Below are 14,714 nucleotides of genomic sequence, written 5' to 3'. Positions count from 1 at the left end.
GCTTCGGAGGAAAGTGAAGCGCCGCAAGGCGCAAAATGGACCATCTGAACACCACCTGCGCGGGTGGCGGAATGGCAGACGCGCTAGCTTGAGGTGCTAGTCCTCGAAAGGGGGTGGGGGTTCAAGTCCCCCTCCGCGCACCATCGCAAGGCCTGAAATCCACGGATTTCGGGCCTTGTTTTGTTACTCGTCAATAACTCAGAAATGGCGGCAGTCACCTGATGGTGGCCGCCGCCATTTTTTGTTATGGCAACTTATGCCAAAGCAACAACACTTCCGGCAAAGTGCCGCCTACCGCTGCGGGGATTCCACGCCACGTAGTCCGAGCGTTCCCACGTGCCTGCCTCCCCCTGGACGGTAGTGATGTCCAAGGCAACACGCGCTGGAAGGAACACAGGGGCTTCGAAGGTGACGTCCCACGAGAACGAGTCCGATTTGACTGCTCCCACGTCAGCCAGCGCCCGGGAGGCCAGGTACATGCCGTGGGCAATGGATCCCCGAAGCCCCAAGGCCTTGGCCGACAGGACGCTTAGGTGAATCGGATTGAAGTCACCGGAAACCGCTGCGTAACTTCGGCCGGTGTCCAGATTCAACTGCCAGAGTGCGGTGGGATTGGGAGGGACAAAGTCGCTCGCCCCGGAGGCGCCGTTGGAACTGCCTGGCTTGTCGATACCTGGCAGGAAGACGCCTTTGGCCAAGTAGGTGGACACGCCGCGCCACAGCAAGTCCCCGCTGGAACCGGCACGGACCTCGGCCACTACATCCAGCTGGGTTCCGGCCCTGTGGCCCGCAAGGTCCTCCGCCCAGGCGCGTATGTCCAGTTCCTCTGAGAACTGGATGGGGAGCAGCTGCTCGATGCGGTTCTTCAGATGAATCATGCCAAGAAGCGGCAGCGGAAAGTCTTCACGGTTCATGACGCTCATGGAAACGGGAAAAGCCAGGGCATGAACATAGCCGGCAGGGAGGGTATCGCTGGCCGTTTCACCCACCAAATGTTGGTAGGCGGTCAGATTCTCCACGTCGGCCCGCACGCCCCGGACCTCGTGGCTGACCGCAGGAAGCCGCTTCTTCCCGGAGGATGCTCCCAGAACCCGACGGCGGGCTGCTGCGGTTGCGGCGTTGACATACAACTTGGAGAGTGACGGGAGCTCACCAAGGACAACAGGCTGGGGATGGTTCATGCTCCCACCAGTTGTTGCCCGCACACGCGCAGAACTTCACCGGAAATTCCGCCGGCAGCATCGCTTGAAAGGAAGGCGATGGCTTCTGCCACATCCTGGGGCTGACCGCCCTGCTTGAGGGAGTTGAGCCTGCGGGCCGCCTCACGGATCGCGAAGGGCATCCTGGCCGTCATCTCCGTTTCGATGAAACCCGGAGCTACCGCGTTGATGGTGCCGCCGAAAGGCTCCATCAGAGCCGCCGTGGATCTCACCATGCCTATGACGCCACCCTTGGATGCGCCGTAGTTGGTCTGGCCCCTGTTTCCGGCAATGCCGCTTGTGGAGGCAACCGACACAATGCGCGGCGATTCTTTGAAATGCTCCGAGGCCAGAAGTGCCTCGTTGATTCTCAGCTGGGCGGCGATGTTGACGGCTATGACTGATTGCCAGCGGCCCTCGTCCATGTTGGCAAGCAGCCGATCACGGGTAATCCCTGCATTGTGTACCACGATGTCGAGCCGGCCATGGCGTTCCACGGCATGTTCGATGATGCGGTGGCCGGCGTCATCCCTGCTGATATCAAGCTGCAGGGCCGTCCCGCGTACCTCGTTGGCTACAGCTGCAAGGTGGTCCCCGGCCGCCGGGATGTCCACTGCCACGATCTTGGCCCCGTCACGGTGCAAGGTCCGGGCGATGGCTGCACCGATCCCCCGCGCTGCACCCGTAACCGCTGCTACTTTCCCGGCGAGGGGCTTGTCGGCGTCACTCGGCAAGCTGCCTGATGTTGAGCGGACGGTCAGGAACTGTCCATCCACATAAGCAGAGCGGCCCGAGAGGAAGAACCGCAGGGCACCCAGAGCCGATGGGCTGGTGGTCGCGAGCTGGTCATCCAGGAGAATACCGTTGGCCGTGGCTCCCGCGCGTAGTTCCTTGGCAAGGGACCGCAGGAATCCGTCAATGCCCTGCCGCGCAGCAGCAGACGCCGGAGTCCGGGCTGACTGCGATGTTCGAGACATGGTGACGACACGGCCGTTGGGCGAGAGGTCGCGCAGGGATGCGCCGGCGGTAAGTACTGACTTTCCCAGGTCCTCAGGGTGCTGGACTGAATCCAGTACCAGGATGATTGCCCCTAGTTTCTCCTTGGGCAGCGCGTTGCGGCGGACGTCCAGGCCCCAACCAAGCAGGGTGGTGGCAATGTCATCTGCCCCTGCACTGTCGCCACTGACCAAGACCGGGCCCGTGATGAGCGGTGCGCCGGGTTGGTGGCGTCGAAGCACCACGGGCTGCGGCAGGCCCAGCTTCTTAGCTACGTCCTTCCCTAGTCCCTGACTTACCAGCTGTGTGTACTTGTCTGTCATCGCACTCCCCCTATGCTGCTTCCAGAATCGCAACAACGCCCTGACCGCCGGCGGCGCAGACGGAAATCAGGCCCCGCGCCGGGCGACCATTAACGGTGCCCTTCTCATGCAGCATCTTCGCAAGTGAAGCTACGATCCTGCCACCCGTGGCCGCAAACGGGTGGCCGGCAGCCAACGACGAGCCGTTGACATTGAGCTTGGCTCGGTCCACCTTTCCCAGTGCGCCGTCAAGTCCCAAGCGCGTCCGGCCGAACTCTTCGTCTTCCCACGCGGCCAAGGTACTCAGGACGGTTCCGGCGAAGGCTTCGTGGACTTCAAAGAAGTCGATGTCCTCGAAAGTGAGTCCGTGACGAGCCAGCAAGCGGGGAACCGCGAAGACCGGAGCCATGAGGAGGCCGTCCTTGCCGTGAACGAAGTCGACGGCGGCCGCTTCGCCATCCAAGACTGTGGCGAGCTTCGGCAGGCCGTGGGCATCTGCCCATTCTTCGGTGGCCAGGAGGACGGTTGATGCACCGTCCGTGAGCGGTGTGGAGTTGCCCGCGGTCATGGTTGCCTCGGAACCAAGGTTCTTGCCAAAGACAGGCTTGAGGGTTGAGAGCTTCTCCAACGTGGTGTCCGCGCGCAGGTTGGAGTCCCGGTTTAGACCACGGTACGGGGTGATCAGGTCGTCGAAGAAGCCCCGTTCGTAGGCGGCAGCCAGGTTGCGGTGACTGCTAAAAGCCAGCTCGTCCTGCGCTTCCCGGGAGATTTTCCACTGCGCAGTAGTGAGGGCCTGGTGTTCGCCCATGGACAGCCCCGTGCGGGGCTCCCCGGTGTTGGGAGCATCGGGGGCCAGATCCTTGGGTCGGATCCGGCCGATGATCTTCAGCTTTTGCACGGTGGTCTTTGCCCTGTTCAGGTCGAGCAGTATTTCGCGCAGTCCCTCACTCACGGCGATCGGGGCATCCGATGCCGAGTCCACGCCACCGGCGATTCCTGAATCAATCTGGCCCAACTTGATCTTGTTGGACAACCCAAGAACGGTCTCCAGGCCCGTTGCGCAGGCCTGTTGGAGGTCGTAAGCGGGGGTTTCGGGCGACAAAGCAGAACCGAGGACAGCTTCCCGGGTGAGGTTGAAGTCCCTTGAGTGCTTAAGCACTGCCCCGGCCGCTACCTCTCCGATGCGTTCGTCCTGGAGTCCGAACCTGGCCACCAGCCCCTCCAAGGCCGCGGTCAGCATGTCCTGGTTGGAGGACTTTACGTAGGCGCCGCCGGTTCGTGCGAACGGGATGCGGTTGCCGCCCACGATGAACGCCTTGCGGGTTGATGGCGGGCCAAAGGTTGGTTCCAAGGGCCCGTCCGTAGTCACGTCTGCTGTAGCCATGCTTGTCTCCTTCGATCAATGCCAGTTACTGATACCCAGCGTACCTGATACGCTGGGTATCGTGAACAGTCGCGATGAAGAATCCGGAAGCGCCGCAGGCTCGGCAGGGGTTGCCGTTGAAGTCCTTGCAGCCACGGAGGCGGAAGCCTTGGTAGATGGACGTGCGGCCCGCTGGCAGTCCCACCGTGAGGAGCGCCGGCGCGAACTCATCAAAGCCGCGCGAAAAGCTGTTCATAGGCTCGGAAGCGACGCCTCCATGGAGGACATAGCCGGCTCCGCGGGTACATCCAAATCGGTCTTCTACCGTTACTTCGGGGACAAAGCAGGTCTTCAGCAAGCAATGGGTGAAGTCGTGCTGGGGCAGATGCAACGCCGCATGCGGGAGGCCGCACAATTGGCGCAAACCCCGCGGGAGGGACTCTTCGCCATGGTTTCCGCCTATCTGCAGATGGCCGAATCCAGCCCCAACGTGTACGCCTTCATCACCCGTCTTACCCCCGGGGAGGCCTCAGCTCAGGACGCCATCGCGGCCTCAGGGGCCCTGGGCAACTTCTTCGAGCAAATTACGGACATGATCGCCACTCCCATGCGGGAACACCTGGGTGAAGAGAAAGAAGCGGTCATCGTCTACTGGCCCACGGCCGCTATCGGACTCGTTCGGAACGCCGGAGAAATGTGGTTGGGAAGTCCTGCCGGCAGCACCAAGCCAAATCAGGCAACCATGGCCGCGCAGATTACGGATTGGCTGTGCCTCGGCATCGCCCCGCAGCTCAAAAGCAGCACGTGACACCAGCAATGACTCATCAGTTGTCGGAACCAAAGAAGGAAGCAACATGACTGAAGTAGTGGATCGGGCCTCATCCGCCCAGCAACCCTCCGGCCGCGAAGAAGCTGCCACCGGCGGAGACCCGGTGGTCGACGTCGCTGCCCTCGGCGAGCAGCTCCTTGGAAAATGGGCCCATATCCGCCACGAAGCCCGCAAGGTGGCAGGCAACCCGGCGGTGCAAAAGATCGAAGGCCTGCACCACACCGAACACCGCGCCCGGGTGTTTGAGCAGTTGAAGTTCCTGGTGGATAACAACACAGTCCACCGTGCCTTCCCCACCCGGCTGGGCGGCTCTGACGATCACGGCGGCAACATCGCAGGCTTCGAAGAGATCGTCACGGCAGACCCCTCCCTTCAGATCAAGGCCGGCGTCCAGTGGGGCCTCTTCGGCTCTGCAGTCATGCACCTCGGCACGGTGGAACACCAGGACAAGTGGCTCCCCGGCATCATGAGCCTCGAGATTCCCGGCTGCTTTGCCATGACCGAGACGGGCCATGGCTCGGACGTTGCCAGCATTGCCACCACGGCGACCTACGACGAAGCCAGTCAGGAATTCGTCATCAATACACCCTTCCGGGCGGCGTGGAAGGACTACATCGGCAATGCAGCCAACGACGGCCTTGCCGCTGTGGTGTTTGCCCAGCTGATCACCAAGAACGTGAATCATGGTGTTCATGCCTTCTATGTGGAACTCCGCGATCCTGTCACCAAGGAATTTCTCCCGGGCATAGGCGGTGAAGATGACGGAATCAAGGGAGGACTGAACGGCATCGACAACGGCCGACTGCACTTTACGGATGTACGCATCCCCCGGACCAACCTCCTGAACCGTTACGGCGACGTCGCTGAGGACGGTACGTACTCCTCCACCATTGAGAGCCCGGGGCGCCGCTTCTTCACCATGCTCGGCACCCTGGTCCAGGGCCGCGTCTCCCTCGATGGAGCCGCTGTTGCTGCCAGCAAGCTGGCCCTCAAGACAGCTATTCAGTACGCCACCGAGCGCCGCCAGTTCAATGCCTCATCCAGCACAGATGAAGAGGTCCTGCTGGACTATCAGCGGCACCAGCGCCGCTTGTTCACGCGCTTGGCCACTACCTATGCAGCCAGCTTCGCCCACGAACAGCTCCTGCAGAAATTCGACGACGTCTTCTCCGGTGCACACGATACGGATGGCGACCGCCAGGACCTGGAAACGCTGGCGGCCGCGCTCAAGCCCCTTAGCACCTGGCATGCCTTGGACACTTTGCAGGAGTGCCGCGAAGCGTGTGGCGGAGCCGGCTTCCTGATCGAGAACCGCTTTGCATCCTTGCGCGCGGACCTCGACGTGTACGTCACGTTTGAAGGTGATAACACCGTGCTGCTGCAGCTGGTAGCCAAGCGGCTCCTGGCTGACTACGCGAAGGAATTCCGCAGCGCCGACTTTGGTGTTCTTGCCCGTTATGTAGTTGATCAGGCTGCGGGTGTGGCTCTGCACCGGACTGGCCTCCGGCAGGTTGCCCAGTTCGTGGCTGATACCGGCTCGGTCCAGAAGGCGGCTTTGGCGTTGCGGGACGAGGAAGGCCAGCGCACCCTCCTGGCTGACCGCGTTCAGTCGATGGTTGCCGAAGTCGGTGCTGCACTGAAGGGAGCCAATAAACTTCCACAGCACCAGGCCGCGGCCCTGTTCAACCAGCACCAGCACGAACTCATCGAAGCGGCCCAGGCCCATGCGGAACTTCTTCAGTGGGAAGCCTTCACCGAGGCCCTGACCCACGTAACAGACGAGGGAACCAAGCGCGTCTTAACCTGGCTGCGCGACCTGTTCGGCTTGTCCCTGATCGAGAAGCACCTCTCCTGGTACTTGATGAACGGGAGGCTCTCGATGCAGCGTGGCCGGACCGTTGGCACCTATATCAACCGACTCCTGGTCAAGATCCGTCCGCACGCCGTAGACCTCGTCGACGCCTTCGGCTACGGCCCGGAGCATCTTCGCGCCGCCATCGCAACCGGCGCAGAAGCCGTCCGGCAGGATGAGGCGCGTGAGCATTTCCGCGAGCTGCGGGCCAGCGGAAGCGCTCCTGCAGATGAGAAGACGCTCCTTGCCCTGAAGGCCAAGAAGTCGCGCTAGCAGCCCCCCGCCACCAAACGGTGAACATTTGCGGAACTTTGGTAAAGCACGACGGCGCCGTCCCCACCAAAGGGGGACGGCGCCGTCGAGGTTTGGCCTGCTAGCGGGAGGCTAGGATCTAGCGCAGGACTGATCGGTAGACCTCAAGGGTTGTTTCAGTGATGGACTCCCAGGAGAAGTGTTCTTCCGCACGGCGTCGTCCAGCAATGCCCATCTCACGGGCGCGCGCAGGATCGGCCACCACCTCGTTCAGGGCCGCAGCGAAGTCGCTGACGAACTTCCCGGGATCCAATGGCGTCCCGGTCCCGTCAGTGACCTGCTCCAGTTGGACGAGAAGCCCGGTTTCGCCATGCTGGACCACCTCCGGAATGCCACCCGTGGCACTTGCCACCACTGCGGCACCGCATGCCATCGCTTCGAGGTTCACGATGCCCAGGGGCTCGTAAATCGAAGGGCAGGCGAAGGCGGTGGCATGGCTGAGGACCTGGATAAGCTCCCTCCGGGGCAGCATGCGCTCGATGAGGATGACACCCTCCCGCTTGGCCTGCAGTTCTTCAATAAGGCGTGCAGTTTCTGCGGCAAGCTCGGGAGTGTCCGCAGCCCCGAGGCAAAGGACCAGCTGGACATCTTCCGGCAGGCTTGACGCTGCACGGAGCAGGTACGGCACCCCCTTCTGGCGGGTATTGCGGCCCACAAAGACCACGCTGGGCTTGGCCGGATCGATACCAAGCGCACGGATCGCGTCATCCTCTTCATCACGCTCCCACAGGGAGACATCGATGCCGTTGTGGACCACGCGGACCTTGTCGGGATCCACGTTGGGGTAACTGCGGAGGATATCCTGACGCATGCCATCGGAAACGGCGATGATTGCGGCGGCTGCCTCATACGCCGCCTTTTCCACCCAAGAGGACAGCGCATAGCCGCCTCCAAGCTGCTCAGCCTTCCATGGGCGCAGGGGCTCCAGGCTGTGAGCGCTGAGCACGTGCGGAATGCCGTGAAGCAGCGACGCGAGATGGCCGGCCATGTTGGCGTACCAGGTGTGCGAGTGGACGAGGTCCGCTCCCGCAATGTCCGGAACTATCCTCAGGTCCACGCCGAGGGTCTGGATGGCGGCGTTGGCATCGCCGAGGTCTTCGGGCGTGGCGTAGGACGCCACGGAAGCCCCGTGATAGTCGGCATCACGGGGCGCGCCGAACGCCCGGACGTGAAGGTCGACGTGCTTTGCCAGCACCCGGCTGAGCTCGGCAACGTGGACACCGGCACCGCCATAAATTTCCGGAGGGAATTCTTTAGTCACAATGTCTATTCGCACGCTAACCAACGTAGTCGTTCCGGCGTATGTGTTCTAGTGTGAAAGAGTCCGGAAAATCGGACTTTTGGGGGATACGAAGACGTACGGGGAGCTGTGACCATGGCGTTGAAGAAAGTTCTGGCAATCGTATTGGCAGGCGGAGAAGGCAACCGACTCATGCCGCTGACGGCGGATCGGGCCAAGCCCGCGGTTCCGTTCGCAGGCGGCTACAGGTTAATTGACTTTGCACTATCCAATCTCGTTAATTCGGGATATTTGAAAATCGTCGTGCTGACGCAGTATAAGTCGCACAGCCTCGACCGGCACATCTCGGAAACCTGGCGTATGTCAACGCAACTGGGCCGCTATGTAGCTTCCGTTCCGGCGCAGCAGCGCGTGGGCAAGAGCTGGTTCCTAGGCAGTGCCAACGCAATTTATCAATCGCTGAACCTCATCCATGACGACGCCCCGGACATTGTGGTAGTGGTCGGCGCTGATCACGTGTACCGCATGGACTTCTCCCAGATGGTGGAGCAGCACATCGCCAGCGGTGCCAAAGCGACAGTTGCTGCAGTGCGGCAGCCACTGAACATGGCCAACCAGTTTGGTGTCATCGAGGTAGACCAGAACGATCCCCAGAAGATTGCGGCCTTCGTGGAAAAGCCGGCCAGCACCCCCGGACTGGCAGCCGACCCAACGCAGTTCCTCGCCTCCATGGGCAACTACGTCTTCAATGCAGACGCCCTCGTAGAGGCCCTGCATGTGGATGCGGAACGACTCGATACCAAGCACGACATGGGCGGGGACATCATTCCGTACTTCGTGGATCAGGGTGAAGCCGGCGTGTACGACTTCACGCTCAATGACATCCCCGGTGCCACCGAACGCGACCGGACCTACTGGCGCGATGTCGGTACCATCGATTCGTTCTACGACGCACATATGGACCTCATCTCCCCCGTGCCGATCTTCAACCTGTACAACTCCGAGTGGCCGATCTACACGCGCCAGAGCATCTCGCCGCCTGCAAAGTTTGTCCGTGGCGAGAACAACACGGTGGGAACGGCCCTCGATTCCATTGTTGCCAGCGGCGTGGTGGTTTCGGGCGGCATCGTCGAAGGTTCCGTGCTCTCCAACGACGCCTATGTTGCGGCCGGCAGTCGCGTCCAGGACTCTGTTCTGATGGATAAGGTCCGAGTCGGCGAAGGTGCAGTGATTAAGCGGGCAATCCTGGACAAGAACGTCAAGGTCCCCGCCGGTGCGGCCATCGGTCTGGACCCTGCCTTGGATAAGGCTCGGGGCTATAAAGTCACGGAGTCCGGTATTACGGTGTTGGCCAAGGGCCAAGTTGTTCCAGAGCCTGGTGAAGCAGAGCTCGCTCTGTCGGCGCAACATCGCCGAGGGCTGCCGGAAGCTGTCAAGGCGGCCACCCATGATGATCCCGACATCCGCGACTCCGCCGAAAAGGTAGCGGCGGGCATCCAGTCACGCGTGGCGGACGCCGCAGCCCAGGGCGCCTCGCATTAGCCCGAACGTACCCCGCCGGCGCTGACAGAACCCGAGGCAGGCCACAGGCTCCCAAGGCTGTAAAATCAGGTCAATGAGCTCCACCGATCTGACGCCTGAAGAGATCCAGGCCTGCCTCAAGGTTCTGACCACGATCCACGTCTACGACGAAGAGCACCCGGACTACGTTGCTGTCCGCCGTGCCACCGGCAAGATGTTCAAAGCCGTCAAACGCCACCGCCGTGTCACCAAACGCGACTCGATTGCCGAGGCTGACCGCGCCGTCATCGCACTGACGGCCACCGCCGCGCCGGACCGCATTGACGACGAAACCCGCGGCAACAAACTGGCGCCTTCAACCACTGGCGAGATCGCCGGGCACCTCCTCCGCTCGCGTCCCTGCTACATCTGTAAGAAGCACTACACGCAGGTTGATGCCTTTTACCACCAGCTCTGTCCCGAATGCGCTGCCTTCAGCCACAGCAAGCGGGATGCCCGCACGGATCTCTCGGGACGCAGGGCCTTATTGACCGGCGGACGCGCCAAGATCGGCATGTACATCGCGTTGCGCCTGCTCAGGGATGGAGCCCACACCACCATCACTACCCGCTTCCCCAAGGACGCCGCGCGGCGCTTTGCTGCCATGGAAGACAGCGGCGAGTGGCTCCACCGGCTCAGGATTGTTGGCATAGACCTCCGTGATCCGGCACAAGTCATGGCGTTGACCGACTCGCTCAACGAGGCCGGCCCGTTGGACATCATCATAAACAACGCAGCCCAGACCGTGCGGCGCTCCGGCAACGCGTACAAGCCCTTGGTCGACGCAGAGGACGAGCCGCTGCCTGCGGCCCTTGAAGCTGTCAACGGTGGCCCCGAGCTGGTGACCTTCGGTCATGCGCATGACAAACACCCGCTTGCCCTCGCCAGCAGCGTCACTGAACACCCGGTCCTGGCGGGCGACGCGATCACGTCACTGGCGCTGTCCACTGGATCGGCATCCTTGGAGCGAATTGAATCCGGAACGGCGATCGATGCCGGTGGCCTGGTTCCGGACCTCGCGTCCATTAACAGCTGGACCCAGGTGGTGGACGAGGTGGATCCCTTGGAGATGCTCGAAGTCCAGCTGTGCAACGTCACGGCACCCTTCCTGTTGGTAAGCCGCCTTCGCGAGGCCATGAAGCGATCCACGGCCCATAGGAAATACATCGTCAACGTCTCAGCCATGGAAGGGCAGTTCTCCCGTGCCTACAAAGGCCCTGGACACCCCCACACCAACATGGCCAAGGCCGCGCTGAACATGATGACCCGGACCAGCGCCCAGGAAATGCTGGATTCCGATGGCATTCTCATGACCGCAGTAGATACCGGCTGGATTACTGACGAACGGCCGCACTACACCAAAGTCCGGCTTATGGAAGAAGGATTCCACGCTCCGTTGGACTTGGTGGACGGCGCTGCGCGTGTGTACGACCCCATAGTGATGGGCGAAAAGGGCGAGGACCAGTATGGTGTCTTCCTCAAGGACTACAAGCCTTCCCCCTGGTAGAAGAGTTTGAGCACAGATAAGGCCCTTAAGATCGGCTCTTAAGGGCCTCATCTGTTCGAGAATACTTACGCGAGGCGGGTGATCTCCACCGAAACGGTAAGCCCTGAGCCGCCTCCACCGGACAGGATGCCCTTCAGCGGGGGAACATCGCGATAGTCACGACCCCGGGCCACGGTGACATGGTAGTCACCTGCCGGCTTGTGGTTGGTGGGGTCCCAGCTGCGCCATTCGCCATCCCACCATTCAAGCCAGGCGTGTGATTGGCCGGCAACAGTTTCGCCGATGTCCGCCGAGGAGCGGGGGTGGATGTAACCCGAAACGTAGCGGGCAGGAATGCCGCTGCAGCGCAGGGCACCGATTGCCAGGTGCGCGAGGTCCTGGCACACTCCTTGGCGCTGGGACCACGCTTGTTCCGCATTCGTGGTGACCCCGGTGGTGCCCTTCATGTAGGTCATCTCACCAGCCATCCATGCGAAGATCGCAAGCGCCGCCTCATGGGGGTTCATTCCCTTGACAATATCCGGAACAATCTCCAGGACTTCCTCGCCTGGCCCGCTGAGCCGGGACTGCGGCAACCAGTCGCTGAATTCGTCCTGGACCTTGTCCGAAGCGATGACGTCCCATCCCACAATGTCATCGTCGGTGGCCACCCGTTCCGTGCGGTGCACTTCAACGGTGGCCGTCGCGAGGACCTCAAGACTCTCATGCGGCATTTGCATGTCGAACGCGGTGACCCGCGTTCCCCAGTAGTCACGGTAGTTGCTGACAGAAGCCTGGTTGGGTGAGACCTTCAGCGAGGCCTCCAGGACAACCTGCTGGCCATCCGTCAGGGGCGTCATCCGGGCCTCGTTGTAGGACAAGGTCACGCGGCGGTTGTACTTGTAGGCAGTCTTGTGAACGATGCTTAGCCGGGTCATGAAACTTCTCCCACCCAGGCGTGCTCGTCAGCCTGATTGAAGTACTTACGGGAAATTGCGTCCGAGGCCTGCGTTACAGCCTTCTGTACACGTTCCATGTGTTCGGGCAATTCGGACATGAGATCGTCTGTGCGGTGGAATTCAAGGAAGGTCCGGGCCTGGCCCACAATTCGCCGGGCATCGTTGATGAACCCCACACGCTGCGCGGACGGATCCAATTTGGCGAGGCACTCGTCGGCGTCGCGCAACGCATAGACAATGGAACGCGGGAACAAGCGGTCCAGGAGCAGGAATTCCGCCGCGTGCTGATCTCCGAACGCTGCCCGGCGGGTTCGAATGAACGATTCATAGGCTCCCGCACACCTCAACATGTTGACCCACGACATTCCAGCAGACTGGACATCGCGGGTGGACAGCATGCGGGCTGTCATATCGGCCCGTTCCAGGGAGCGTCCGAGCACCATGAACAACCAGCTCTCGTCATGGCTGACAGTGGTGTCGGCCAGACCCCGGACCATGGCGGTCCGCTCCAAAACCCAGTTGCAGAAACGGTAAGTACCCACAACGTCCTTGCGGTGTTGGTTCAGGCCGTAATAGGTGGTGTTGAGGCTTTCCCAGAGTGACTGGGAAACAGTTTCGCGGGCGCGCCGTGCATTCTCGCGGGCTGCACCAAGCGATCCGGCGATGGAGGACGCGCTGTGTTTGTCGTAGGCCAACGCATGAAGGAGTTCGGGAAGGCCAAAGTCTTCGCTCTGGGGTTTAGCACCCATGACGGCAAGGAGCTCCCTGGCTACGCTGCGCTGTTCTTCCAGTGGCAGGTGGTTCAGGCGCTCAAGGTGCACATCCAAAATCCTGGAAGTACCGTCGGCGCGCTCTACGTAACGTCCGATCCAGAAGAGTGACTCAGCAATGCGGCTCAGCATGGAACTGCCTCCTTCGCGTGGTGCATGTCGAAGTTCAAGTGTTGGTGGAGCGCGTTCACTGCTGTTGCTCCGTTTGGCGGTCCCGCCAGTTGCTTTCCACCGGCCACACGGATACCTGCTCGCGGACCGTCACGGACTGGCGGGGTAAGACCTCGGCAGGCAGTTGAGGAGAATCGGCCAAAACCCACGTGTCCTTGGAACCGCCGCCTTGGCTGGAGTTCACTATCAAGGACCCTTCCTTGAGCGCCACCCGGGTGAGGCCTCCAGGCAGGACCCAGACGTCGTCGCCGTCGTTGACTGCAAAAGGACGCAGGTCCACGTGGCGGGGGCCAAACTTGTCTCCGGAGAGCGTCGGCACCGTGGAGAGCTGCAGGACAGGCTGTGCGATCCAGCCACGGGGATCGGCGATGACGCGCTTGCGCAGGGCGTCGAGCTCGTCCTTCGTGGCATCCGGCCCAATGACCAATCCCTTGCCACCTGATCCGTCAACGGGCTTGACCACCAGCTCGTCAAGGCGGTCAAGAACGTGCTCCCTGGCTTCCTTTTCCTCAAGCCGGAATGTGTCGACATTGGCGATGATTGGCTCTTCGTGGAGGTAGTACCGGATGAGGTCAGGCACGTAACTGTACACGAGCTTGTCGTCGGCCACGCCGTTACCCACGGCGTTGGCGATGGTCACTCCCCCGGCGCGGGCGGCGTTAACCAATCCCGGGCAGCCGAGCATGGAATCCGAGCGGAACTGCAGCGGATCCAGGAAGTCATCATCGATGCGTTTGTAGATGACATCCACGCGCTGTTCACCGGCAGTGGTCCGCATGTATACGCGGTTGCCTCGACAGATGAGGTCACGGCCTTCCACCAACTCCACGCCCATGAGTCCTGCGAGGAGGGTGTGCTCAAAGTAGGCGCTGTTGAAGACGCCCGGTGTCAGGACCACCACGGTGGGATCATCCACGCCTGCTGGAGCGGTCTTACGCAGGGCAGAGAGGAGCCGGCGAGGGTACTCCTCCACAGGCCGGATGTGTTGCTGGCCGAATGCCTCGGGCAACCCCTTGGCCATGGCCCGACGGTTCTCCAAAACGTAACTGACGCCCGAAGGTACACGGACGTTGTCCTCCAGTACGCGGAAGGTGCCAGCGGCGTCCCGGACAACGTCAATGCCCGAAACATGGACGCGCACGCCACCCGAGGGTTCGAAGCCGTGCACTGCGCGGTGGAAATGTGCACTGGTGGTCACAAGCTGCCGCGGAATTACGCCATCTGTTACTACTGCCATTCGCCCGTAGACATCGTTCAGGAATGCTTCGAGGGCCTTGACACGCTGGGCGACGCCGCGCTCCAGTACATCCCACTCATCGGCAGGAATGACGCGCGGGACTATGTCCAGGGGAAACGGCCGCTCCTCCCCCGCGTAGTCGAACGTCACGCCACGATCCAGGAAGGTTCGGGCCATGGAATCGGCCCGGGCGGTGACGTCCGCCAGGGAAAGCTCGCGGAGAGCCCCGGAAACCTGACCATAGGATCTTCTGGCAACGTGGCCCTGGGCAAACATCTCGTCATAGGCGCCGCTGCGCGCGGCGGCCTCGGAGTAATCCTGGAATAGGTCAGACATGGGATTCAGGTAATCACCTTTTTGAGTCGAGCGCATTTCGCGCTGGTTGTGTGGCCGTTTCCGGGTACTCCCGGTTCGCCTTCCGTGCCCCCATCCGGCAGG

The 14,714-nt window shown here is 61.7% G+C and carries 11 protein-coding genes and 1 tRNA gene; 5 read left to right on the top strand and 7 right to left on the bottom strand.

Going from position 1 to position 14,714, the window contains the following annotated elements; all coding sequences use genetic code 11:
- Positions 1–57: 57 nt before the first annotated feature.
- Positions 58–143, top strand: a tRNA-Leu gene (locus tag RIF72_RS11335).
- A gap of 111 nt (positions 144–254) precedes the next feature.
- Here the strand turns inward: RIF72_RS11335 and RIF72_RS11330 are convergent.
- The 3 genes from RIF72_RS11330 to RIF72_RS11320 are packed head-to-tail and all read right to left on the bottom strand — an operon-like array spanning position 255 to position 3,881.
- Complete coding sequence (locus RIF72_RS11330) at positions 255–1,181, bottom strand: MaoC/PaaZ C-terminal domain-containing protein (protein ID WP_309074967.1); 927 nt, start codon at positions 1,179–1,181, stop codon at positions 255–257.
- Complete coding sequence (locus tag RIF72_RS11325) at positions 1,178–2,518, bottom strand: 3-oxoacyl-ACP reductase (protein WP_309074965.1); 1,341 nt, start codon at positions 2,516–2,518, stop codon at positions 1,178–1,180. Before RIF72_RS11325 ends, RIF72_RS11330 begins: the two co-directional genes overlap by 4 nt.
- Before the next feature lie 10 nt (positions 2,519–2,528).
- On the bottom strand, positions 2,529–3,881 hold the full coding sequence (locus tag RIF72_RS11320; protein WP_309074963.1) for an acetyl-CoA C-acetyltransferase: 1,353 nt from the start codon (positions 3,879–3,881) through the stop codon (positions 2,529–2,531).
- On the opposite strand from RIF72_RS11320, the gene RIF72_RS11315 reads away from it, so the two are divergent.
- A complete protein-coding gene (locus tag RIF72_RS11315; RefSeq protein ID WP_309074961.1) occupies positions 3,880–4,668 on the top strand; it encodes a TetR/AcrR family transcriptional regulator in 789 nt (262 codons plus the stop codon). The genes RIF72_RS11320 and RIF72_RS11315 overlap by 2 nt on opposite strands.
- 46 nt (positions 4,669–4,714) lie before the next feature.
- Positions 4,715–6,814, top strand: coding sequence for an acyl-CoA dehydrogenase (locus tag RIF72_RS11310; protein WP_309074959.1), 2,100 nt, complete (start codon positions 4,715–4,717; stop codon positions 6,812–6,814).
- 118 nt (positions 6,815–6,932) lie between these two features.
- On the opposite strand, the gene glgA is transcribed toward RIF72_RS11310, so the two are convergent.
- On the bottom strand, positions 6,933–8,129 hold the full coding sequence (glgA, locus tag RIF72_RS11305) for a glycogen synthase (RefSeq protein WP_309074957.1): 1,197 nt from the start codon (positions 8,127–8,129) through the stop codon (positions 6,933–6,935).
- Positions 8,130–8,222: 93 nt separating this feature from the next.
- On the opposite strand from glgA, the gene glgC reads away from it, so the two are divergent.
- Together glgC and RIF72_RS11295 are read left to right on the top strand one after the other, a co-directional pair.
- Positions 8,223–9,635: a glucose-1-phosphate adenylyltransferase gene (glgC, locus tag RIF72_RS11300; RefSeq protein ID WP_309074955.1), complete on the top strand. Its 1,413-nt coding sequence runs from the start codon at positions 8,223–8,225 to the stop codon at positions 9,633–9,635.
- 73 nt (positions 9,636–9,708) lie between these two features.
- Positions 9,709–11,160 (top strand): SDR family NAD(P)-dependent oxidoreductase, encoded by a 1,452-nt coding sequence (locus tag RIF72_RS11295; protein WP_309074954.1) that lies wholly within the window; start codon positions 9,709–9,711, stop codon positions 11,158–11,160.
- A 65-nt stretch (positions 11,161–11,225) separates the two neighbouring features.
- Here RIF72_RS11295 and RIF72_RS11290 read toward each other — a convergent pair whose 3' ends face one another.
- Genes RIF72_RS11290 through RIF72_RS11280 form a run of 3 tightly spaced genes read right to left on the bottom strand, consistent with a single transcriptional unit; the run spans position 11,226 to position 14,612 of the window.
- Positions 11,226–12,077, bottom strand: coding sequence for a transglutaminase family protein (locus tag RIF72_RS11290; RefSeq protein ID WP_309074952.1), 852 nt, complete (start codon positions 12,075–12,077; stop codon positions 11,226–11,228).
- Complete coding sequence (locus RIF72_RS11285; protein ID WP_014921898.1) at positions 12,074–13,000, bottom strand: alpha-E domain-containing protein; 927 nt, start codon at positions 12,998–13,000, stop codon at positions 12,074–12,076. The genes RIF72_RS11290 and RIF72_RS11285 overlap by 4 nt, the downstream gene beginning before the upstream one ends.
- A gap of 55 nt (positions 13,001–13,055) precedes the next feature.
- Positions 13,056–14,612 carry a circularly permuted type 2 ATP-grasp protein gene (locus RIF72_RS11280; protein ID WP_309074950.1) on the bottom strand — a complete coding sequence of 519 codons (1,557 nt, stop codon included), beginning with the start codon at positions 14,610–14,612 and terminating at the stop codon, positions 13,056–13,058.
- Positions 14,613–14,714 lie beyond the last annotated feature (102 nt).

The sequence above is a fragment of the Paenarthrobacter sp. genome, from assembly GCF_031180005.1.
Taxonomy (GTDB): Bacteria; Actinomycetota; Actinomycetes; order Actinomycetales; family Micrococcaceae; genus Arthrobacter.
The sequence above is the reverse complement of the archived record's forward strand: the minus strand, read 5'-3'. Positions and strand labels throughout refer to the sequence as shown.

What these genes read in the sequence shown, in the direction of transcription:
- RIF72_RS11330 (WP_309074967.1), bottom strand. Translation starts at nt 1,181, where the DNA reads ATGAACCATCCCCAGCCTGTTGTCCTTGGTGAGCTCCCGTCACTCTCC.
- RIF72_RS11325 (WP_309074965.1), bottom strand. Translation starts at nt 2,518, where the DNA reads ATGACAGACAAGTACACACAGCTGGTAAGTCAGGGACTAGGGAAGGAC.
- RIF72_RS11315 (WP_309074961.1), top strand. Translation starts at nt 3,880, where the DNA reads ATGCTTGTCTCCTTCGATCAATGCCAGTTACTGATACCCAGCGTACCT.
- RIF72_RS11320 (WP_309074963.1), bottom strand. Translation starts at nt 3,881, where the DNA reads ATGGCTACAGCAGACGTGACTACGGACGGGCCCTTGGAACCAACCTTT.
- RIF72_RS11310 (WP_309074959.1), top strand. Translation starts at nt 4,715, where the DNA reads ATGACTGAAGTAGTGGATCGGGCCTCATCCGCCCAGCAACCCTCCGGC.
- RIF72_RS11295 (WP_309074954.1), top strand. Translation starts at nt 9,709, where the DNA reads ATGAGCTCCACCGATCTGACGCCTGAAGAGATCCAGGCCTGCCTCAAG.
- RIF72_RS11290 (WP_309074952.1), bottom strand. Translation starts at nt 12,077, where the DNA reads ATGACCCGGCTAAGCATCGTTCACAAGACTGCCTACAAGTACAACCGC.
- RIF72_RS11285 (WP_014921898.1), bottom strand. Translation starts at nt 13,000, where the DNA reads ATGCTGAGCCGCATTGCTGAGTCACTCTTCTGGATCGGACGTTACGTA.
- RIF72_RS11280 (WP_309074950.1), bottom strand. Translation starts at nt 14,612, where the DNA reads ATGTCTGACCTATTCCAGGATTACTCCGAGGCCGCCGCGCGCAGCGGC.